The organism is Streptomyces sp. NPDC001714, from assembly GCF_042892755.1.
Classification (GTDB): domain Bacteria; phylum Actinomycetota; class Actinomycetes; order Streptomycetales; family Streptomycetaceae; genus Streptomyces.
In genome coordinates this window covers 275,158-295,224 of the sequence record NZ_JBIAUL010000015.1, presented here as the reverse complement: position 1 = coordinate 295,224, position 20,067 = coordinate 275,158, and the positions used below count along the sequence as shown (strand labels likewise).

General features: G+C 72.3%; 18 protein-coding genes. 11 read left to right on the top strand and 7 right to left on the bottom strand.

Features of this window, described 5'->3' with window-relative positions:
• The first annotated feature begins 5 nt into the window (after positions 1 to 5).
• Genes ACFY0P_RS34930 through ACFY0P_RS34910 form a run of 5 tightly spaced genes read left to right on the top strand, consistent with a single transcriptional unit; the run spans position 6 to position 4,158 of the window.
• Positions 6 to 1,643: a GMC family oxidoreductase gene (locus ACFY0P_RS34930; RefSeq protein WP_388922417.1), complete on the top strand. Its 1,638-nt coding sequence runs from the start codon at positions 6 to 8 to the stop codon at positions 1,641 to 1,643.
• Positions 1,630 to 2,442, top strand: a complete 813-nt coding sequence (locus ACFY0P_RS34925) for an ester cyclase (RefSeq protein WP_388922414.1) — start codon at positions 1,630 to 1,632, stop codon at positions 2,440 to 2,442. The genes ACFY0P_RS34930 and ACFY0P_RS34925 overlap by 14 nt, the downstream gene beginning before the upstream one ends.
• A gap of 40 nt (positions 2,443 to 2,482) precedes the next feature.
• Complete coding sequence (locus ACFY0P_RS34920; protein ID WP_388922411.1) at positions 2,483 to 2,854, top strand: nuclear transport factor 2 family protein; 372 nt, start codon at positions 2,483 to 2,485, stop codon at positions 2,852 to 2,854.
• Positions 2,855 to 2,859: 5 nt separating this feature from the next.
• Positions 2,860 to 3,309, top strand: a complete 450-nt coding sequence (locus ACFY0P_RS34915) for a VOC family protein (RefSeq protein WP_388922408.1) — start codon at positions 2,860 to 2,862, stop codon at positions 3,307 to 3,309.
• A gap of 15 nt (positions 3,310 to 3,324) precedes the next feature.
• The gene (locus ACFY0P_RS34910) at positions 3,325 to 4,158 is read left to right on the top strand and encodes an SDR family NAD(P)-dependent oxidoreductase (RefSeq protein ID WP_388922405.1); all 834 of its coding nucleotides are present in this window, start codon (positions 3,325 to 3,327) and stop codon (positions 4,156 to 4,158) included.
• 88 nt (positions 4,159 to 4,246) lie between these two features.
• Here ACFY0P_RS34910 and ACFY0P_RS34905 read toward each other — a convergent pair whose 3' ends face one another.
• From ACFY0P_RS34905 to ACFY0P_RS34890, 4 genes are all read right to left on the bottom strand, one after another.
• Complete coding sequence (locus ACFY0P_RS34905) at positions 4,247 to 5,878, bottom strand: FAD-binding protein (protein WP_388922402.1); 1,632 nt, start codon at positions 5,876 to 5,878, stop codon at positions 4,247 to 4,249.
• A 76-nt stretch (positions 5,879 to 5,954) separates the two neighbouring features.
• The gene (locus ACFY0P_RS34900; RefSeq protein WP_388922399.1) at positions 5,955 to 6,329 is read right to left on the bottom strand and encodes a nuclear transport factor 2 family protein; all 375 of its coding nucleotides are present in this window, start codon (positions 6,327 to 6,329) and stop codon (positions 5,955 to 5,957) included.
• 105 nt (positions 6,330 to 6,434) lie between these two features.
• Positions 6,435 to 7,637 carry an MFS transporter gene (locus ACFY0P_RS34895; RefSeq protein WP_388922396.1) on the bottom strand — a complete coding sequence of 401 codons (1,203 nt, stop codon included), beginning with the start codon at positions 7,635 to 7,637 and terminating at the stop codon, positions 6,435 to 6,437.
• A 180-nt stretch (positions 7,638 to 7,817) separates the two neighbouring features.
• Positions 7,818 to 8,990, bottom strand: a complete 1,173-nt coding sequence (locus ACFY0P_RS34890; RefSeq protein WP_388922393.1) for a low temperature requirement protein A — start codon at positions 8,988 to 8,990, stop codon at positions 7,818 to 7,820.
• 162 nt (positions 8,991 to 9,152) lie between these two features.
• Here ACFY0P_RS34890 and ACFY0P_RS34885 point away from each other — a divergent pair, with 162 nt between their 5' ends.
• The 4 genes from ACFY0P_RS34885 (at position 9,153) to ACFY0P_RS34870 (ending at position 13,884) form a co-directional block, all read left to right on the top strand.
• Positions 9,153 to 10,010, top strand: coding sequence for a hypothetical protein (locus tag ACFY0P_RS34885; RefSeq protein WP_388922391.1), 858 nt, complete (start codon positions 9,153 to 9,155; stop codon positions 10,008 to 10,010).
• Between the two features lie 213 nt (positions 10,011 to 10,223).
• On the top strand, positions 10,224 to 11,141 hold the full coding sequence (locus ACFY0P_RS34880) for an LAETG motif-containing sortase-dependent surface protein (protein WP_388922388.1): 918 nt from the start codon (positions 10,224 to 10,226) through the stop codon (positions 11,139 to 11,141).
• Between the two features lie 155 nt (positions 11,142 to 11,296).
• On the top strand, positions 11,297 to 12,085 hold the full coding sequence (locus ACFY0P_RS34875; RefSeq protein ID WP_388922385.1) for an SDR family oxidoreductase: 789 nt from the start codon (positions 11,297 to 11,299) through the stop codon (positions 12,083 to 12,085).
• A 218-nt stretch (positions 12,086 to 12,303) separates the two neighbouring features.
• Positions 12,304 to 13,884 carry a sodium:solute symporter family protein gene (locus tag ACFY0P_RS34870; RefSeq protein WP_388922383.1) on the top strand — a complete coding sequence of 527 codons (1,581 nt, stop codon included), beginning with the start codon at positions 12,304 to 12,306 and terminating at the stop codon, positions 13,882 to 13,884.
• A gap of 253 nt (positions 13,885 to 14,137) precedes the next feature.
• On the opposite strand, the gene ACFY0P_RS34865 is transcribed toward ACFY0P_RS34870, so the two are convergent.
• The gene (locus ACFY0P_RS34865) at positions 14,138 to 16,441 is read right to left on the bottom strand and encodes an FtsX-like permease family protein (protein WP_388922380.1); all 2,304 of its coding nucleotides are present in this window, start codon (positions 16,439 to 16,441) and stop codon (positions 14,138 to 14,140) included.
• Entirely contained in the window at positions 16,438 to 17,145 is a 708-nt protein-coding gene (locus ACFY0P_RS34860; protein ID WP_388922377.1) for an ABC transporter ATP-binding protein, read from the bottom strand. Before ACFY0P_RS34860 ends, ACFY0P_RS34865 begins: the two co-directional genes overlap by 4 nt.
• 139 nt (positions 17,146 to 17,284) lie before the next feature.
• Between ACFY0P_RS34860 and ACFY0P_RS34855 the strand changes: the two genes are divergently transcribed.
• On the top strand, positions 17,285 to 18,172 hold the full coding sequence (locus tag ACFY0P_RS34855; protein ID WP_388922374.1) for a sensor histidine kinase: 888 nt from the start codon (positions 17,285 to 17,287) through the stop codon (positions 18,170 to 18,172).
• Positions 18,169 to 18,876 carry a response regulator gene (locus ACFY0P_RS34850; protein ID WP_388922371.1) on the top strand — a complete coding sequence of 236 codons (708 nt, stop codon included), beginning with the start codon at positions 18,169 to 18,171 and terminating at the stop codon, positions 18,874 to 18,876. The genes ACFY0P_RS34855 and ACFY0P_RS34850 overlap by 4 nt, the downstream gene beginning before the upstream one ends.
• Here the strand turns inward: ACFY0P_RS34850 and ACFY0P_RS34845 are convergent.
• Positions 18,873 to 19,985: an ADP-ribosylglycohydrolase family protein gene (locus ACFY0P_RS34845; RefSeq protein ID WP_388922368.1), complete on the bottom strand. Its 1,113-nt coding sequence runs from the start codon at positions 19,983 to 19,985 to the stop codon at positions 18,873 to 18,875. The genes ACFY0P_RS34850 and ACFY0P_RS34845 overlap by 4 nt on opposite strands.
• Between the last annotated feature and the right edge of the window lie 82 nt (positions 19,986 to 20,067).

The window sequence follows — 20,067 nt, the reverse complement described above, 5'->3', positions numbered from 1 at the left end:
CTGTCATGCCGTCGAATCCGACGTCCCCGGTGCCACCGGCCGCCGACTACGTGGTGGTCGGCGCGGGTTCCGCCGGCTGCGCCGTCGCCGCCCGGCTCAGCGCGGACCCGTCCGTGACCGTGATCCTGCTGGAGGCGGGCGGCCCGGACGAACGTCCCGAGATCCACCACGCCGACGCCGCCTCGGTCCTCTCCCTGCTCACCGCCGACTGGCGCGGCGAGATCGACTGGGGCTACGCAACCGAACCCGAGGCGGGCATGGACGGCCGCCGCGTCCCGGTGGCCCGCGGCAAGGTCCTCGGCGGGTGCAGTTCCGTCAACGCCCTGATGTGGGTGCGCGGCAGCCGCCACGACTACGACCGCTGGGTCACCGAGGGCGCGACCGGCTGGTCGTACGACGAGGTCCTGCCGTACTTCCGGGCCGCCGAGAGCTACTCCGGCGGCGGCTCGGAGCTGCACGGGGCCGACGGCCCGGTCCGGGTACGGCAGTTGGACCACCCGTCCCCGCTGGCGTCCGCCTTCGTGGCGGCGACCGCCGAACTCGGCCACGACGCCGCGAGCGACGGCGACTACAACGGCGCCCGGCAGGACGGGTTCGGCTTCCTGTACCAGACCAACCGCGACGACGCGGGGCAGCGGTGCAGCGCCGCCGACGCCTACCTGCGCCCGGCCCTGGACCGCCCCAACCTGACCGTGCTGACCGGCGCCCGCACCACCCGGCTGCTGCTCGACGGGGACCGGGTCACCGGCGTCGAGTACGTCCGCGACGGCGCGCCGGACCGCATCCGCGCCGACCGCGAAGTCATCGTGTCCGCCGGAGCGTTCGAGTCGCCGAAGCTCCTGATGCTGTCCGGGATCGGCCCGGCCGACCACCTCAGGGCACACGGCATCCACTGCGTGCGCGACCTGCCGGGCGTGGGCGCCGGACTCCAGGACCACCTCTTCACGCCCGTCTGTTACCAGTCCCTCCAGGAGCACCCGCCCGGCGCGCTGCTCTCCGAGGCCGGGCTGTTCACCCACACCCCGGCCGCCGACCCGGCCGGGCCGCCCGACCTGCAGTTCACCTTCGGCCCGGTCAAGTTCCTGCCGGCCGGCGCGCCCGCCGACCAGTGGGAGGGCCCCGGCCTCACCTTCGCGCCGATCGCCGTGCTCCCGCACAGCCGGGGCCGGGTCCGGCTGCGCGACGCCGACCCCGAGTCCAACGCGGTGATCAGCGCCGGCTACCTCACCTCGGCGGCCGACCTGGACGTCCTGGTGTACGGGGTCGAGCTGGCCCGCGAACTGGCCGCCACCCGGGCCTTCGACGCCTTCCGCGGCGACGAACTGGGCCCCGGCAAGGACGTCACGACCCCGGACGAGCTGCGCGCGTACGTCGCCGCCAACGCCACCACCCTGTGGCACCCGGCCGGCACCTGCCGGATGGGCACGGGCCCGGACGCCGTCACCGACGCCGAGCTGCGCGTCCACGGCGTGCAGGGCCTCAGGGTCGCCGACGCCTCCGTCATGCCGTCCATCGTGGCCGGCAACACCCACGCACCCAGCGTCATGATCGGCGAGCGCGCGGCGGCGTTCGCCCTCGGCACCTCCCAGCCGCTTCCGACCGCCGCCCGACCGACCGAGGGGATGCACCATGTCCACCCGTGACCAGCAGGACATCCAGAAGCTCTACGGGCGCTTCCTCGACGCCCTGAACGCCGGCGACCTGCAGGGCGTCCGCGCTGTGCTCAGCCCTGACTTCACCGACCACCACCCCGGGTTCGACATCACCGGCATCGACACCTACCTGGACGCGGTGCGCGGCGCGCACGAGTCGCTCGACCTCAGGGGCGAGCTGGAGGAGGGCGCGCCGCTCGGCGACGACCGGCTCGTCACCCGGGTGAAGCTCACCGGCACCCACCTCGGCGACGTGCTCGGCTTCCCGGCCACCGGCCGCAAGGTCGAGTGGTCCACCACCGAGATCTGGCGGGCCGAGAACGGCCTGTTCGCCGAGCGCTGGGCCCAGGACGACCTGCTCGGCCTGCGCGCCCAGCTGTCCTCGGACGACCTGAACTACACCGTGGTCCGGCAGGTCAGCGACGCCGTCAACGAACGCCGCTACGACGACCTCGACGAGTTGTTCGGGCCGACGTTCAAGGACAACAACCCGGCCTGGAGCGTCGAGAGCCTCGACGAGCTCAAGGTGATCATCAAGGGCGCGCACGACGCGCTGGACATGAGGGTGCACCTCGACGCCCTGTACCCGGCCGCCCCGGACAAGGTGATCATGCACATCACCTTCCACGGCAGGCACATCGCGCCGTTCCTGGGCCAGGAGGCGACCGGCAGGGACGTCTCCTGGACCAGCCTGGAGGTCTACCGGCTGGAGGACGGCAAGGTCGTCGAGCGCTGGGTCCAGGCCGACACCGCGGGCCTGATGCGCCAGCTCGGCGTGGACCTCCCCTGACCCCCACCACAGACCCGCAGCAGCAGGAAAGGACGGCCGCATGAGCACCCGAGAAGTGGTCGACACGTACTACCGGCTGGCCAACGAGGGCGACTGGGACGCCTGGTGCGACCTGTTCGCGATCGACCAGACCATGGACGAGCAGCTGGCCGGGCACGTCGAGGGACGCGAGACGCTCCGCGAGATGATGAAGGGCTTCCCGCAGATGTACGCCTCCTTCGCCAACGTCCCCCGCCATGTCGTGGTGGACGGCGAGCAGGCCGCGGTGGTCTCCGACATCACCGCCCGCACCCCGGACGGCATCACGGTCGAGGCCGCGGTGTGCAACTACTTCCGCGTCCGGGGCGGGCTGATCACCTACATGACGAACGTCCACGACACCGTGCCGTTCGCCCCGGTCACCGGGAAGTGACGGCCATGACGACCGCCGCCCCGAACGGCCTGCGCTGGGCGCACGTGGGCCTCAACTGCCGTGACCAGAAGGCCACCGAGGACTTCTACACCCGGCACTTCGGCTTCCGCCGCGCCCGGGTGGTGGAAGCCGACGGCACCCGCGTGGTCTTCCTGCGCAACGGCCCCGTGTACCTGGAGCTGTTCGCGACCGACGCGGAGCCACTGGTGACCGCGGCGAAGGACGGCCCGGACAGCCCCGGCACCGCCCGCCACCTCGCCTTCCAGGTCGACGACGTGGACGCGTTCCTCGCCGCCGCCGGGGGCGAGCTGGAGCCGACGCTCGGGCCGCTGACGTTCGACGAGTTCATCCCCGGCTGGAAGACGGTCTGGGTCTCCGACCCGGACGGCGTCGTGGTGGAGGTCAGCCAGGGATACACCGACCAGTCCACCGAAGAACTGGCAACGTACGCCTGACAGGAGACTCCCCACATGAAGGCCGTTCCCGAGCAGACCATTCTCATCACCGGCGCGACCGACGGTCTCGGCCGCGCGGTCGCCCGTGAACTCGCCGCGCAGGGCGCGTCGCTGATCCTGCACGGCCGCAGTGCGGCCAAGGGCGCGGACCTGCTGGCCGAGCTGCGCGCGGCCGGCGCCACCGGCCGGCTCAGCTACGAGCTGGCCGACTTCTCCTCCCTGGAGGACATCGGCAAGCTCGCCGAGCGGATCCTCACCACGTACGACCGGCTGGACGTGCTGGTGAACAACGCGGGCATCGGCGTCGAGCTGGCCCGCCAGGAGAGCCAGGACGGCCTGGAGCTCACCTTCCAGGTCGACTACCTGGCCGCGTACATCCTCAGCTGCCGGCTCGCCCCGCTGCTGGTGGCCTCGGCCCCGGCCCGCATCATCAACGTCAGCTCCGCGGGCCAGGCGCCGATCGACTTCCGGGACGTGATGCTGGAGCGCAACTGGGACGGCGTGCAGGCCTACTGCCAGGCCAAGCTCGCCCAGATCTCGCTCACCTTCGACGTGGCCGAGCGGCTGCGCGGCACCGGGGTCACGGCCAACGCGCTGCACCCGGCGTCGTACATGCCGACCAAGATGGTGGTGAACCTGTTCACCCCGCAGAGCACGGTCGCGGACGGCATGCGCAACACCCTGCGGCTGATCACCGACCCGGCTCTGGACGACGTCTCGGGCGTCTACTTCAACCGCTCCACGCGGGCCCGGGCGGGCGCTCAGGCGTACGACGAGCGTGCCCGCGCCCAGCTGCGCAGGCTCAGCGAGTCGCTCACCGGAGTGGCGTTCCCGGCCAGCTTCGGCTGATCCCGGCCCCTCCGCCTCCCCGAACGGGACGAGCCCCCGCCTCACCGCAGCGAGGCGGGGGCTCGTCCATGCCCCGGTTCCCCTCCGGCTAGGGCGCCGTGACGGACAGCCGGTGGTGGAAGACGTTGTGCGGGTCCCAGGCCGCCTTCACCGCTCGCAGCCGGGGCAGGTTGTCCTTGAAGTAGAGGCTCTGCCAGGGCACCCCCGAGGTGTTCCAGGCCGGGTCGGCGAGGTCGGTGTCCGGGTAGTTGATGTACGAGCCGTCGTTGGTGTCGTCCGGCACGGGCACCCCGCCGGTGGCCGCGTACAGGTCCCGGTAGAGGGTGCGCATCCAGGTGACGTGCCGGTCGTCGGAGGCCGCGTCGGGCCAGTACGTGGTGAAGTTGGCCTTGAGGACCGAGTCCCGCTGGGCCAGCGCGGTGGCCGAGGACGCGACGGTGTTGACCTTGCCGCCGTAGGAGTAGAGCAGGATCCCGGCGTGCCCGTCGTAGCCGGCGTCGGAGAGGTAGCCGTAGAGCGTCGAGGCCTGCGTGGCGGACCAGCCTCTGCGCAGGTAGGCGCCCTTGGACTTGGTCCGGTTGTACAGGCCGGTGTCGTAGGGGTCCTTGAGCGTCGTCTTCAGCCACGGCCAGGAGGAGCGCACCTCGCTGTACGGCGCCCCGATGCCGTCGGCCACCGCCGTGACGTATGCGTCGAGGAGCGCGGCCGCGTCCGGAAGAGTCCCGTCGATCTGCGAGTTGAGCACGATGCTGCCCTGCACCCGGTTGTAGAGGATGAGCACGCTGTGCAGGCTGTCGTAGGCGGAACCGGCGACGCTGTTGCGGGCGTGCCAGGCGCCGTGGTCCGCGATCAGCGCGGTGAAGGCCGCCTCGGTCAGGTCGCTCCACTTGATGGTGACCGTGGACTTCAGGAGCGTCTTCGGCGGCCTGGGCAGCAGGCCGGCGGGGTCGGTGCCGGTGGCGTCCGGGGAGCGGAACCAGTAGCGGGTGACGATGCCGTAGGTGCCGCCGCCCCCGCCGGTGTGCGCCCACCACAGCTCGCGGTGCGGGTCGTCCGGCTCCCGGGTGGCGACCACCGCGCGGGCGGTGCCGGAGGCGTCGACGGTCACCACCTCGACGGCGTACAGGTGGTCCACGACGGTGCCGTGCTGCCGGCACATCGCGCCGTACCCGCCGCCGGTGACGTGCCCGCCGACCCCGACGGTCGGGCAGGTGCCGCCCGGCAGGGCCACGCCCCACTCCAGGTACAGGGTCCGGTAGACGTGGCCGAGGGTCGCGCCGCCCTCGACGAGGAACGCCCGGCGGGCGGGGTCGTACCGGACGGCGTCCATCTCGGACATGTCGACGAGTATGCGTACGTCCGGGTCGTCGACGAGCCCGTCCAGGCAGTGCCCGCCGCCGCGCACCCCGATGCGTCTCCCGCCGCGCACCGCCTCCTGGACGACGGCCACCACCTGCTCCGTGCTGTGCACGAGCCGCACGGAGTCGGGGGCGGCGGTGAATCTGGCGTTGTAGCCGCGCGAGGTGAGGTCGAGATAGCGGGCGTCGGAGGCGCCGACGGTGACCGCGGCGGGGGTGCCGGCCGCTGCCCCCGCCTCCGCGGCGCGGGCGGGGGCCGGGAGGAGGGCCGCACCGGCCCCCGCGGCGGCCGCCGAGCCGAGGAGTCCGCGCCGGGTGAGGCCGGCGGCGGGCCGCCGGTCCGGCTGCTGCTGTCGTGTCACAGGTCTCTCCCAATCGTTGGAAAACGGCTGCCGCCCGGGAGGCACGGAGCCTCCCGGGCGGCGGCGAACGGGACCGTCAGACGACCTCGTGTCCGCTGACGGTGGTCTCGGGGATCTCGTCGCGGACGTCCCAGTGCTCGACGATCAGCCCCTCGTCGATCCGGAAGACCTCCACGACGACCATGCCGCGGTCGTCCGGGTCGCCGCGGAACCGGGTGTGCAGGAAGACCAGGTCTCCCGACCCGGCCGCACGCCGGATCTCGAACCGGGCCCGCGGGTACTGCTTGTGGAAGCCGTCCACGAACTCGACCAGCGGGGCCCGCCCGTCGGGCAGGTTCGGGTTGTGCTGGATGAGGTCCTCGGCCAGGTACTTGTCGGCCAGCTCGGTCCGCCCCTGGTTCCAGACGGTCTCGATGTACTCCCGAACGAAGTTCACCTGGTGGTTGCTCATGGGTTCTCCTTGAATTACTGGGGGGGATAGCGCCCCGTAAGGGGCGCGGGGAACTGCGCGACCAGCCACGACGGCGCCGCAGCCGACCGACGAGGCATCGCGGCACTACCGGCCGGTGTGTACAGGGGTCGCAGACCGCTCCGCACCGGCCGCCGCCGACGCGACCTGCCGAACCGAGGACAGATGGGCCAGCCCGGCCAGCACGAGGACCCCCAGCGCCGCCCACGGAATGGGCCCGGCGCCCAGGCCAGGCAGCAGCGAGCTGCCGATGAAACTGCCCAGGCTCATCCCCAGGTACAGCGCCGCGGCGTTCATCGCGAGGATCAGCCCCGGCTGCAGCGGCACCAGCTCCACCAGCCGGGCCTGCTGCGGCGCCTGGTACAGCTGGCTGAAGAACGCCCAGAACGCGAAGAAGACGACCCCGGGCGCGGAGTGCGGGGCGACCAGCAGCAGCACGAAGCCGAGCGCGAGGCCGAGCACGGCGACGCTCACCGTGCGCCCGCCGCCCAGCCGCTCGGCGATCCGCGGCGCGCAGGCGTTGCCCGCCACCCCGATGACACCGAAGGCGAGCAGGGTCAGCGAGATCAGCCCGCTGGACGCGCCGAAGCGGTCCTTCAGGTAGGCGCCCGCGATGCCGTAGACGGTGAACTGGGCGGCCATGAACAGCAGGGTCGTGGTGACCGTGGCGGCCGTGGCCGGGGTGCGCATCGCCTCGCGGTAGGCGCCGACCGTCGGCGGTTCGCCGGCCGGGATCTCCGGGACGAACACCAGGACCGCCACGAAGGAGAGCGCCGACAGCGCGGCCACGCCGAGCAGGGCAGGCCGCCAGCCCAGCGATCCGCCGAGGAACGAGGCCAGCGGCACGCCGAGCACCGCGGCGGCCGTCATCCCGCCGAACACCGTGGCGAGGGCCCGCTGCCGGCGCTCGGGCGGCACGATCAGCGCCCCGGCCGCCGAGGCGCCGGGCCCGAAGACCGCGGCCCCCATCGCGCCGAGCACCCGGGTGACGGTGAGGAAGCCGTAGTTCGGTGCGACGGCGCCGAGGGCCGCGCCGACGGTGAGCAGGCCGACGCCGACGAGCAGCACCCGCTTGCGGTTCCACCGGCGCAGCAGGATGGGGGCGGTGGGCGCGCAGACCGCGAAGGTCAGCGCGAAGACGGTGACCAGGATGCCCACCGTGGCCGGCTGCACGTGCAGGTCGTCGCCGATCGGGCCGTTCAGGCCGACGACCGCCAGCGAGATCGTCCCGAGGCTGAAGTAGCCCAGGGACAGGGAGAGCAGGGCGGGTAAGGCGCTGCGGGACGGCATCAAGCCACCTCCTCTTCCTCTTCGTCATCGGTACCGGGAGGGCGGGAGCCGGAAGGTTCCATACAGCGAACCTAGGAACGCTCCGCGTCCCGCCGAGGCCGCTCCGGAAGGCCCTCCGGCACTCCCCCAGGTCCGTCGGCCTACTACGTCAGGTCGTCGCCGGCCGTCGCCCGACCGCCGTCAGGCCGTCCCGAACGCCCGGTTCCGCAGGATCAGCGGCACCTGGCGCCCGGAGCTGATCAGCCAGTGCTCCACCGCGTTGACCAGCAGGAGAAGCACGGTGGTGACGGCGAGCGTGGCCATGCCCGGCAGCCGCCAGGCCGGGAGGGCGAGGACGAGCAGGGCGAGGCCGCCGTAGAACCGGGTGGCGGACGCGGCGCCGAACATGCGGCGCCGGGTGTAGCAGAACGCCAGCACGAAGAGGGCGGCACCGGACGGCAGCAGGGCGGCGCTCAGCCCGTCCGGGGTGTCCAGCGGGTGGCGGACGGTGCGGGTGGCGCCGACGGAGACCAGCAACAGGCCGACGACCAGCACCAGATGGCCGTAGCTGAGCACGTCGCGGACGACGACCGACGGGGTCGGATGGGTGCGCAGGGCGTGTGCGACGGCCGAGGCCACCAGGTGGAAGTAGAGCCACCACAGGGCGCAGCCGACCAGGAAGGCGAGGACGAGGGCGACCAGTTCGGCCGGGGCGAGCGAGCCGTGCGCGGCGCCGGCGCCGACGGCGAAGACGTTCTCGCCGAGGGCGATCATCACGAACAGGCCGAAGCGCTCGGGCAGATGGTTGACTCCGAACGCCAACTGGCGCAGATGGCCGCTGAGTACGACGGGCGCGGCGATCTCGGCGACGACGGCGCAGGCCCAGCAGACCTCGCGCCAGGGCGCCGGAACGGTTGCGCAGGCGAACAGGACCAGGGCGAAGGCGAGTCCGGCCCGGTAGGGGTGGATGGTGTAGAGGGCGCACTCCTTGCGGATCGCCTCCCCGATCAGCAGGCGCAGGGCGAGGTAGCTCCCGGAGTACAGCAGGGCCGCCTCCCGGTCCTCCAGGGCGAGCGGGGCGGCCACCGCCATGCCGTAGACGGCGAGCGCGGTCAGCAGCAGGAACACCCGCTGGAGGTTGGTCTCCAGTACGGCGTTCATCGCCATGACCACGTCCACCCAGGCCCACCAGAGCGGGACCAGCACGAGCAGGCATGCGCCCAGCACCGGCCAGCTCGGGTGCACGGCCACCGGGTGGGCGACCTGGCCCACGCCGAACGCGAGGACCAGGTCGAAGAAGAGCTCCGCCCAGGTGGTGCGGTCGCGCGCCGGAACGGCAGGAACGGTGGTCGTCGCTGCGGTTGTGTCGGTCATTCCTGTATGGGGGCACGGCCCCGCCCCGGCACCACCACGCAGTGGAAACCCGGCGGGTACTGCGCGATGTCCCGGCCCCGGATGTCCGAACTCGGCCGGCGAGGCGGCCGGTTCGCGTCTCTCCTCTTCCGTACCTGACACATCGTCAGCTAAACCGGACCCATGGCAGACGACACGACGCAAGCAGACGAGACCCGCAGCGACCTGTACGCCGAACTGGCCGCCGTCGGCCCCTACGGAGCCGACCTCGGGCACGCGCTCATCACCATGGTCGAGCCGCATCCCGGCCGCGAGCGCGCGTACAACCGCTGGTACGAGGACGACCACTTCATCGCCGGCGCGATGGCCATGCCGTGGATGTACGCGGGACGCCGCTGGGTCGCCACCCGGGACCTGCAACTGCTGCGCTACCCCGAGAAGTCCGCCGTGGCACAGCCGGTGACGGCCGGCTGCTACATATCCGTCTACTGGATGACCGCCGGTCGCTACGCGGACCACATGCGATGGACCGTCGGCATCAACAAACGCCTCAACCGCGACCACCGCGTCTTCCAGGACCGTACGCATGTCTTCACGGCCTTCCAGGACCACGCGGCGACGGTCTACCGCGACGGCGACCAGGGCCCTCGCGACATCCACGCCCTCGACCACCCCTACGCCGGTCTCGTCGTCCAGGTCATCGACACCGACTCCCCCGACAGGCGCACGGCACTGCTCGCCTGGCTGCGCGACGACCACCTCCCGAAACGGCTGGCGGGCTCCCCGGCGGCCATGGTGACCCTCTTCACGCCGACGCCCCTGCCCCTGGACCGCATGACCTACGTCAAGCAGGTCGAGGGGGTCGGAACCCGGCTGACCCTCCTGTGGTTCCTCGACCGCGACCCCCGAGACGGCTGGCGCGAGCACTTCGCGCACCTGGACACGGCGGTGACGGCTTCGGGGCTGGGTGAAATGCAGTTCGTCGCACCGTTTGTCCCCACGGTGCCGGGGACGGACCGCTACGTGGAGGAGTTGCGATGACCTCTCCGGGGCCGGGCCGGTCGACGTTGTGAAGATATTGTTTAACTGGCAGGAAATTGACGCGCCTTGTCGGAGCTGGCGAGAATGCGAGTCGCCTCGCTGTGACCAGAGCGAGTGCAGTGACGCGGGGTCGGGCCACGCCGTCTTCCGTTGGCCTGTGCGCACCCCTCACGCACGACCACCTCCCACACCTAGTTTCCGCAAGGGCACACCGTGACGCGCTTCTCACGCTCCAGAACGTCGGCCACCCTCGCCGCGACGGCCTTCCTCGCCGCCGCGCCCCTCGCCGGGGCCACGACCGCGAGCGCCACCACCGCGAGTGACTGCCAGACGGCCACCGTGCAGTACCGCATCGTCGACGCCGACGGAAACCCGGTCGGTGCCGACTGGACCTCCCAGGGCGGCTTCCACCAGTGGGACTCCGCCCCCGGCACGGTCGAGGTGCGTCTCGCCCCCGGGCAGAACGTCGGCGCCGGCTGCACGTACCCCGTGTCGCTGGCCGAATACACCACCGAGGGCTCCAACTGGTACACCTCCGGCCACCAGACGCTCGTCGACCACGCCACGGTGTACCTCACCGCCGACGACGTCGCGGGCAGCGACGACGCCAAGCGGACCTGGCAGAAGCTGGCCGTGAAGAGCCCCGACTGCTACGGGCAGATCGACCTGTACGGCGACGACGTCGTCTACGACGGCAAGTCGGGGGACGGGCACGGCCCCGCACCCTACGAGCCCGGCAACGTCGTCACCCCGTACCACCTCATAGCCGCCTGGAACGGCGGCGACAAGCCGTGCACCCCCGACCAGCCGGATTCGCCCACGCCCTCCGCGTCGACACCGGCCAGCCAGCCGCCCGCCCCGGAGACCTCCGCACCGGCCACCCCGACGCCCTCCACCCCCGCGTCCTCCACCCCGCCGGCCTCCTCCTCCACCCCGCCCACCACGTCCCACGTGCCCCCGATGAAGACGCCGCCGCCCACCACCCCGGCGCCCTCCCCCAGCACCAGCACCCCGCCGCTGGCCGAGACCGGCGCCAGTTCCTCGACGCCCCTGATCGCCGGCGGCGCCGCCCTGGTGATCGCGCTCGGTGCCGGCACGCTCTTCGCCACCCGCCGGACCCGCAAGTCCTGAGCCTCTCCCGAGGCCACCCGAACATCCGACGGCTCCGCCCCCAGGGCGGAGCCGTCGCCGTTACGGCCCCGCCGCCCCGGCCCTCTTCCACCCTCCCGCCCCCGCCCTTACCCTGACGGTCCGTCAGACACAGGTGCGTGAACCGGAGGTCATCGATGTCGCTGCTCACGGGCAAGACCGTCGTCGTCTCGGGAGTCGGCGCCGGGCTCGGGCACCAGGTCGCCGCGGCCGTCGTACGGGACGGCGGGAACGCGGTACTGGGTGCACGGACCGAGGCGAACCTCGCGAAGAGCGCGGCCGGGATCGATCCGGAGGGCACCCGGACCGCGTACCTGCCCACCGACATCACCGACGAGGGCCAGTGCGAGGCGCTGGCAACGCTGGCCGGCGAGCGGTTCGGCGGGATCGACGCGGTGGTCCATGTCGCCGCCTGGGACTCCTACTTCGGCGGGGTCGAGGACGCCGACTTCGCGACCTGGGCCTCGGTGATCGACGTGAACCTGCTGGGGACGCTGCGGATGACCCGGGCGTGCCTGCCGGGGCTGAAGGCCGCGGGGGGCGGCTCGGTCGTCTTCATCGGCACCCAGTCCGCCGTCGCCGCGCCCTCCCAGGTGAAGCAGGCCGCGTACGCCGCCTCCAAGGGGGCCCTGACCAGCGCGATGTACTCGCTGGCGCGGGAGCTGGGGCCGCACAGGATCCGGGTCAACACCGTGCTGCCGGGCTGGATGTGGGGGCCGCCGGTGCAGGCCTACGTCCAGTTCACCGCGCACACGGAGGGGGTGCCGGAGGACGAGGTGCTGGGCCGGCTGACCGGGCGGATGGCGCTGCCGGAGCTGGCGACGGACGGGGACGTGGCGGACGCGGCGGTGTTCCTGGCGTCGGACCGGGCGCGGGCCATCACGGGCCAGTCGCTCCTGGTCAACGCGGGGGAGCTGATGCACTGAGGGACCATGTCCGGACGGCCATCCTGTTCATACTCATGAACCAAGGTCAGCAAGACGAACGATTTTACTTCGCCTTGACCTTACGCCCGCTTGTCGTGCCCTCGTAAAGGAACCCACGATGAGCGGGCACTTCGCGGCCTTCCCCGTCCCCGCTCCGCTTATGCGAAGTGCCAGCCAGCTGAGCGGAGTTCAGTAGGCGGACCCTGAAAGGGGGGCGCATGAACGGGCTCGACTGGGCCGTGCTCATCGGCTACTTCGGTGTGATGGTCGCGATCGGCGTCTGGTCGCACAAACGCGTGGACAACGTCAGTGACTTCTTCACCGCGGGCGGCAAGATGCCCTGGTGGCTGTCCGGCATCTCGCACCACATGTCGGGCTACAGCGCGGTGATGTTCACCGGGTACGCGGGCATCGCCTACACCTACGGCGTGACGTCCTTCGTCACCTGGTCCTTCCCGATCGCGCTCGGCATCGCGATCGGCTCCAAACTCTTCGCCCCGCGCATCAACCGCCTCCGCTCCCGCCTGCACGTGGCGTCCCCGCTGGAGTACCTGAAGAACCGGTACAACCTCTCCACCCAGCAGGCGCTGGCCTGGTCCGGCATGCTGCTGAAGATCGTGGACGTGGCCGCGAAGTGGGCGGCGATCGCCACCCTGCTGTCCGTCTTCACCGGGGTGACCCTGAACCAGGGCATCCTGATCACCGGCGCGATCACCGCCGTCTACTGCACGATCGGCGGCCTGTGGGCGGACGCCCTCACGGAACTCGGCCAGTTCGTCATCCAGTTGCTGGCCGGCATCTCGATGTTCGTCGCCGTCGTCCTGAAGCTGAACGACAAGGGCATCGGCATCTTCGACGCCTTCGACCAGCCGGCCCTGCACGGCCACGGCAAGCCACTGGTCGGCCCCTACGGCACGGTCTTCCTGCTCGCCTTCCTCTTCATCAAGCTCTTCGAGTACAACGGCGGCATGCTCAACCAGGCCCAGCGCTACATGGCGACGGCCAGTCCGAAGGAGGCCGAGCGCGGCGCCCGCCTGTCCGCCGCCCTCTGGCTGGTCTGGCCGGTGGTCCTGTTCTTCCCCATGTGGATGTCGCCCCTCCTGGTCCACGCCCAGAAGCCGGACGGCTCCGACTCCTACGGCCTGATGACCGAACAGCTCCTCCCGCACGGTCTGCTGGGCCTGGTCATCGTCGGCTTCTTCTCCCACACGATGGCGATGTGCTCCTCCGACGCCAACGCGATCGCGGCCGTCTTCACCCGTGACGTGGCCCCGGTCCTCTCCCAGCGGGCACGGGCCTGGAACGAACGCTCGGGCCTGATCGCGGCCCGCATCACCACGGTCGTCTTCCTCGGCCTGTCCATGACGGTGGCCACCCAGATCAACTCCCCCACCTTCAAGGACATCATCACCGTGGTCATCAAGTGGGTGGCCGGTCTGATGGGCCCGATCGCGATCCCGATGATGCTGGGCCTGCTCCGCCCCTTCCGCCGCTCCGGCCCGACGGCCGCGCTCACCAGCTGGGCGGCGGGCCTGTTCGCCTTCTGGCTGGTCAACTACCCGATCAACTGGAACGTCGACGGCGGGGTCCCGCTCCAGTACCAGGTCTCGGTCCCGCTGGCCGTCTCCCTGGTCCTCTACATCCTCATCGGCTACCTGAAGCCGGAGGACACCCCGGACCGCCTCGCGATCATCGAGAGCGTGAACACGGACGGGGACGGCGCGACCGCTTCGGTCCCGGTTCCGGCGCAGGCTCCGGCGGGCGGCGGCGACGCCCTGGAGTCACCGGTCAAGGACTGACCGACGGCAACCGGCACAGGGAGCACACGACTCGGCCCGCCCCCGTGGCGGGCCGAGTCAGCGCCCCGTAGGGGCGCGGGGCTCCATCAATGTGCGGCTCCGCCGCGTGGGCGCGACCGGCCACAACGGCGCCGCAGACGGCAGACGGCAGACGGCAGTACCGCAGACCGCAGACCGCAGACCGCAGACGACACATCGCGGAACTTCCAGCAGAGCGCTCGGTCATGTGTACGGCCCACCGGGCGCCGCCGCCTCACTCGTTGTGCAGCGCCTCCGCCACCGTCAGCCGTGCCGCGCCCCGGGCCGGGAGGTACGCCCCCAGCACCGCGATCGCGAGGCCCGACAGGGCCAGCAGGGCCAGGACGCCGGCCTGCCAGACGTCCGTCATGAAGTGGGGCAGGACGATGTCCACCGCGGCCGCCATGCGCGGCACCACCAGGTCGTAGCCCGCGATGCCCAGCGGGACGCCGAGCACGGAGCCGATCACCCCCAGGATCCCCATCGAGGTCACCGTCATCACCGTGACCTGGCGTGGCGTCATGCCGATGGACTTGAGCATGCCCAGGACCCGGCGGCGGTCACGGGTGTCGAGGACGACCGTGTTGAACACGCCCAGCGCGGCCACCACGGCGAGCATGGCGGTGAGGAGCGTCGCGGAGCCGGTGATCGTCTCGGCGCTGCTGCTGGACCCGCTCACCTCCGGATCGAGACCGGGGTCCAGGGCTCGGGCCGCCCGTGCGTAGGCGGCCGGGTCGGCACCGTCACGGAGCTTCACGTGGTAGGCGATGGGCTTCTCCCCCGCGGCGAGCGCCGTGAACGCCCCCCAGTCCCCGACGAGCAGCCGGCCGTCGGTCTCCATGGTCTCGCCGACGACGGTCACCCGTTCCCGGCGGTCGCCCTTCTCCACCGTGATCCGGTCGCCGACGCGCAGGCCGTGCCGGTGCAGGAACGCCGACGAGGCCACCACCTCTCCGCTGCCGTGGTTCCACCTGCCGTCGGTGAGCACGTCGCCCAGCCGCGGCAGGTCACCGCGACGGCCCTCGAACATCACCGGCTGCACGGAGCCGACGAGGTGCGCCTCGACGTCCCCCCGCGCGGTGACCTTGCTCGCGCCAGGCAACGCCCGGAACATCGCCTCGAGTTGACTCTCCCCGTGCTCGGCCTCCACGACCCTGCCGTGGCTGACCCGGCCCACGTACACCGTCACGTCGTAGTCGCGGCCGCTCTCCCCGAACCTGGTCATCGTCGTGGCCAGGCCGGTCGCGAAGGTCACCGTGGCCACCCCCAGGACCACGGCGGCCAGGGTCAGACCGCTGCGCCCCGGCCGGGCGAACGGCAGGCCCGCCCCCAGGCTCACCGACCGGGGCAGCCTGGTGCCGGCCAGCGCACGCTGGAGTCGCAGTGCCCGCCCGGCACGCGGGGCGGTGCCCGCGCTGATCGCCCGCGCAGCGGACAGCCGGTGCGCGCGCGACGCGGGGACGAGCGCGGCGGCCATGCAGACGGCGGGCATCCCGAGCAGGGCGACGACGTTCACCCAGGGCGCGATGCCGACGCTGCGGTGGAGCATCCCCGCGTCGGGTCCCGTGAACACGAACCGCAGGAAGGGCCGCGCGAGGACGTTCCCGACCAGGGTGCCGAGAGCACAGCCCACGACCGCGGGCACGGAGACCATGGTGAGGTAGACGGCGACCACCTGACCGGGGGTGAACCCCAGGGCCTTGAGGATCCCGATGTGCCGGAAGCCGGAGATCACCGCGCCGCTCACCACGTTGGCCACGATGAGCACGGCCACGAGGACGCCGAGGAGGCCGAAGGCCATCAGGTACTGGGCGTAGGCCCGGGCCGTGGCACCGATCTGCTGTTTGAGGGTGAGGTACGTCTGGGAGGCGGTGAGCGCGTCCTTCGGCAGTGCCGAGGTGACCGTCGACAGTTCCGCGCGCAGCCGGCTCTGGGACGAGGCGTCCGTGAAGCGGAACAGCATCTGGGTGGCCGTCGGCCGCAGCGCCGGCATCTGGGCCGGTGCGACCCAGGCGTCCGCGGTCCGGCTCATCTCGTAGCCGTAGCCGACGACGGTGAGGACGGTGCCCGAGGGCAGCCGGATCCTTTCGCCGAGCGCGGTCCGCCAGTCCGGCTGCCGGTTCAGGACCACCTCGCCCGGCCGGGTGGCCCACCGGCCCGCCCACAGGTCCACCCGGTCCACCGGCCCCCCGGGACCGGAACGGCCCACGATGGTGACCGCGCCCGTGAGTTCCCGGTTGGCCTCCGCAGGTATGTCGACGGCGGCCTGCGCGAAGGGCCCGGCGGCGGCCTCGACCCCGGCCCCGTGGGCGGCCTGCCGCAGCTGCGCGTCCGACACCTTCGCCGGGTCGAAGGCGGCGATGACATGCGGGCCGTGCTCCTTGGCGAAGGCCCGGTCGAACGGCGCGGACGCCGAGTCGACCAGCCCCAGCGCCACCACGATCGCCCCGGTCGAGGTCAGCGTCACCAGCCAGATGACGAGGGTCTGCAGCCGGCGCCGCCGCACGGCCGCGCGGGCGGCCGCCCACACCGCCCTCATGCGGACGGCTCCAGGGTGTGCTCGCCGGCCACCCGGCCGTCGGCGAGCAGGACCAGCCGGCTGGCGCAGCGCCGCGCGAGGTGCTCGTCATGGGTCACCAGGATCAGCGTCTGGCCGATCTGGTTGAGGTCGAGCAGCAGGTCCATCACCTGCTCGCCGGCCCGGCTGTCCAGGGCGCCGGTCGGTTCGTCGGCCAGCAGCAGGGCGGGCCGGTTCATCAACGCCCTTGCCACGGCGACACGTTGCCGTTCCCCGCCGCTGAGCACGGCAGGGTAGGCGTTGCGCCGGTCGGCGATGCCCAGTTCCTCGAAGAGTTCTAGCGCGCGGCGGCGGGCCTGCCGGGCCGGGGAGCCGGTCAGCTGCGCGGCCAGGGCCACGTTGTCCAGGGCGGTCAGGTCGTCGACCAGATTGAAGAACTGGAAGATCATGCCGATGCGCCGCCGCCGGTACAGCGCGAGGCCCTTCTCGCTGAGCTTCCCGACGTCCTCGCCGTGCACGACGACCGTGCCGTCCGTCGGCCGGTCGAGGCCGGAAACCATGTTGAGCAGCGTGGACTTGCCGCACCCGGAGGGTCCCATCACGGCGACCGCCTCGCCCGCCCGGATCCGCAGCGACACCCCGTCCAGGGCCGTCGTCCCGCCGTACTCCTTGCGCACACCGTCGAGTCGTACGACGGCCTCGCCCCCGCTGTCATCAGTGACCATGCACCGGACGCTAGGCCGGAAGGGCACGCCAGGGCATCCGCCTCCGGGCTGCACCTGGCCGGCATCTCATCCTGGAGATGCAGGGGCCGGGTCCCACGGGCCGATGCGGCCGCGGCGGCGGTCTGCGAGAGTGAACCCCGTGTCGGAGCAGGGAACTTACGCGCTGGTCGCGGCGCTGGGGGTGGCGGTCGCGGCCGTCGGCTGGCTTACCGTGGCCCTGCTGCGCACCCGGCGCCGCTGGCAGGCCGTCGCAGGAGACCGCGGCTGGCTTCTGGAACGGGAGCGGAAGAGTGCCGCGGACGCCGCCGTGGCGGCCGAACGCGACCGGATCGCACGGGAGTTGCACGATATCGTCAGTCACAACGTGAGCCTCATGGTGGTCCAGGCGGGCGCCGCCCGCGAGGTGCTCGGCACCATGCCCGACGAGGCCGCGGCGGCCCTGCGGGCCGTGGAGGACGCCGGACGCGGAGCGATGACCGACCTACGGCACCTGCTGGGGCTGCTGGCGCCGTCCCAGGCCGGCGAGGACGCGGACTACGAGAACCTGGTCGGACTCACGGGGAGCGAGGGCACCGGCACCGGACCGGCACCCCAGCCCGGCCTCGACCGGCTCGGCCCGCTGGTGGACCGGATCTCGTTCGCCGGGCTGCCCGTGGAGGTGCGGATCTCCGGCGAGCCGCGCCCGCTGCCCCAGGGCATCGACGTGACGGCCTACCGCATCGTCCAGGAGGCGCTGACCAACGCGCTCAGACACGGCGAGGACGGCGGCATGGCCCAGGTGACCGTGCGCTACGCGGACCACGCGCTGCGCGTGGAGGTCCTGAACACCGGCCCGAGCGTACTGACCGGCGCAGGTCCGGCAGGCTCTGCGGGGACGGTGGCGCGACGCGGCCCCGGCACCGGCACGGGCCGCGGACTGCTCGGCCTGCGGGAGCGGGTGGCGGTGTACGGCGGGGACCTGGACGCCCGGCGTCGCCTCGGCGGCGGCTACCGGGTCCGGGCCCGCATCCCCCTGGACCGCCCGTGACAGCGGCCGACGGCCCCGGGCCGTCCCCCCGGGTCCTCATCGCCGATGACCAGACCCTGATCCGCACCGGTTTCCGGCTGATCCTCACCGCCCGCGGCATCGAGGTCGTGGGCGAGGCGGCGGACGGCGTGGAGGCGGTGGCGGCGGCCCGCAGACTCAGACCGGACGTCGTCCTCATGGACATCCGGATGCCGAACCTGGACGGCCTGGAGGCCACCCGCCTCGTCCTGGACCAGCTCCCGCAGTGCCGGATCCTGATCCTGACCACGTTCGACCTGGACCGCTACGTGTACACGGCCCTCGCGGCCGGGGCCAGCGGGTTCCTCCTCAAGGACGTCACACCGGAACACCTGGCGGCGGCCGTACGGCTCGTCGGCACGGGCGACGCCCTGCTCGCCCCGTCGATCACCAGACGCCTGGTGGAACGCTTCGCCGCCGAGCCCGACCGTGCCCCCGCCGTGCACGCCGACCTGACCGCACTGACCCCCCGCGAGTTGGAGGTCCTCACCCTGCTGGGCCGCGGCCTGTCCAACACGCAACTGGCCGCCGAACTGACCCTGAGCGAGGCGACGGTGAAGTCCCACGTGGCCCGGATCTTCGCCAAGCTGGGACTGCGGGACCGCGCCCAGGCCGTCGTCGTCGCCTACGAGACAGGGCTGGTGCGGGCCGGTGACTCCGGTGCCCGGGAAGATGGTCAGGCCTAGCGCGGATACCGCGCGAGCCACCCCGGTGACGCGCCCACCGGGCTGTGCAGCGCCGGCCCCTGGGTCATCTCCATCGCGAAGTCGTCGGCGAGTTCGAGGATGGTCTGGCGGCCCTCCAGTTCGGCCACCCAGGCCGGCGGGAGGGCCGTCTCGCCGTGCAGGGCGCCGAGGAGGCCGCCGGTGAGGGCACCGGCCACGGCGGAGGGCCCGGCCTGGTTGACGGCGAGAGACAGCCCGTGCCGTACGTCCTCCCCCACGAGCGCGCAGTACACGGCCGCGGCCAGCATCCCGTCCGCCGCCCCGTCCCCGGCCAGCTCCTCGACCCGGGCGGGGGTGGGCATGCCCTGCCGTACGGCACCGAGCGCGTGCTGGAGCGCGTCGGAGACGGGCTGGTGGCCGGGCCGGGCGGCGAGCAGGGCGAGGGCCTGCTGGACCGACCCGTCCAGGGACGCGCCGCGCGCCAGTCCGTGCACGATCACCGCGTACGCGCCGGCCGACAGACAGGCGGTCGGATGCCCGTGCGTCTGCGCCGAGCACTCCACGGCGAGCTGTACGACGAGCTGCGGCTCCCAGCCGACGAGCAGCCCGAAGGGAGCGGATCTGGCGACGGCCTCGGGCCCCATGTCATCCGGGTTCTTGGGCGCCTCCAGCGTCCCCATCCGCTCGTCCCCGAGACCGAGCAGCAGCGACCGGGTCGGCTCCCGCCGCGCGTACAGCCACTCCTCCCGCGCCAGCCACCCGTCCTCCGCCCGCCGCTCGTCCGGCCCCCAGTCCCGCTGGGTGGCGGCCCACCGCAGATAGGCCCGGTGCAGGTCGGTGGGCGGATGCCAGGCTCCCGTGTCCCTGCGCACCTGGGCTCTTATCAACCCGTCCACGGTGAAGAGGGTCAGCTGCGTGTGATGGGTGACGGTCCCGCGCCGCCCGTACCCGAACGCGAGATCGACCAGCCCCTCCGGCCCGTAGGCCGCCCGTATCTCCTCCAGCGTCAGCCCGTCCACGGGCCCGCCGAGCGCGTCCCCCACGGCCGTACCGAGGAGCGTCCCGCGCACCCGGCTCCGGAAGTCCTGCTGCTCGACCCGGCCCCAGACGGCACCCAGCGTCGCACTCACCACCATGACCTCCCCACGGGCACCGTCCGTACATACGAGCGCACAGCACTGTAATCGACCGGGAACGGTCCGTTCAGGGGAC

Coding starts and splice junctions, on each gene's coding strand:
- ACFY0P_RS34915 (WP_388922408.1), top strand. CDS start 2,860: ATGACGACCGCCGCCCCGAACGGCCTGCGCTGGGCGCACGTGGGCCTC.
- ACFY0P_RS34865 (WP_388922380.1), bottom strand. CDS start 16,441: ATGAGGGCGGTGTGGGCGGCCGCCCGCGCGGCCGTGCGGCGGCGCCGG.
- ACFY0P_RS34885 (WP_388922391.1), top strand. CDS start 9,153: ATGGCAGACGACACGACGCAAGCAGACGAGACCCGCAGCGACCTGTAC.
- ACFY0P_RS34895 (WP_388922396.1), bottom strand. CDS start 7,637: ATGCCGTCCCGCAGCGCCTTACCCGCCCTGCTCTCCCTGTCCCTGGGC.
- ACFY0P_RS34910 (WP_388922405.1), top strand. CDS start 3,325: ATGAAGGCCGTTCCCGAGCAGACCATTCTCATCACCGGCGCGACCGAC.
- ACFY0P_RS34870 (WP_388922383.1), top strand. CDS start 12,304: ATGAACGGGCTCGACTGGGCCGTGCTCATCGGCTACTTCGGTGTGATG.
- ACFY0P_RS34920 (WP_388922411.1), top strand. CDS start 2,483: ATGAGCACCCGAGAAGTGGTCGACACGTACTACCGGCTGGCCAACGAG.
- ACFY0P_RS34930 (WP_388922417.1), top strand. CDS start 6: ATGCCGTCGAATCCGACGTCCCCGGTGCCACCGGCCGCCGACTACGTG.
- ACFY0P_RS34900 (WP_388922399.1), bottom strand. CDS start 6,329: ATGAGCAACCACCAGGTGAACTTCGTTCGGGAGTACATCGAGACCGTC.
- ACFY0P_RS34860 (WP_388922377.1), bottom strand. CDS start 17,145: ATGGTCACTGATGACAGCGGGGGCGAGGCCGTCGTACGACTCGACGGT.
- ACFY0P_RS34875 (WP_388922385.1), top strand. CDS start 11,297: ATGTCGCTGCTCACGGGCAAGACCGTCGTCGTCTCGGGAGTCGGCGCC.
- ACFY0P_RS34890 (WP_388922393.1), bottom strand. CDS start 8,990: ATGACCGACACAACCGCAGCGACGACCACCGTTCCTGCCGTTCCGGCG.
- ACFY0P_RS34925 (WP_388922414.1), top strand. CDS start 1,630: ATGTCCACCCGTGACCAGCAGGACATCCAGAAGCTCTACGGGCGCTTC.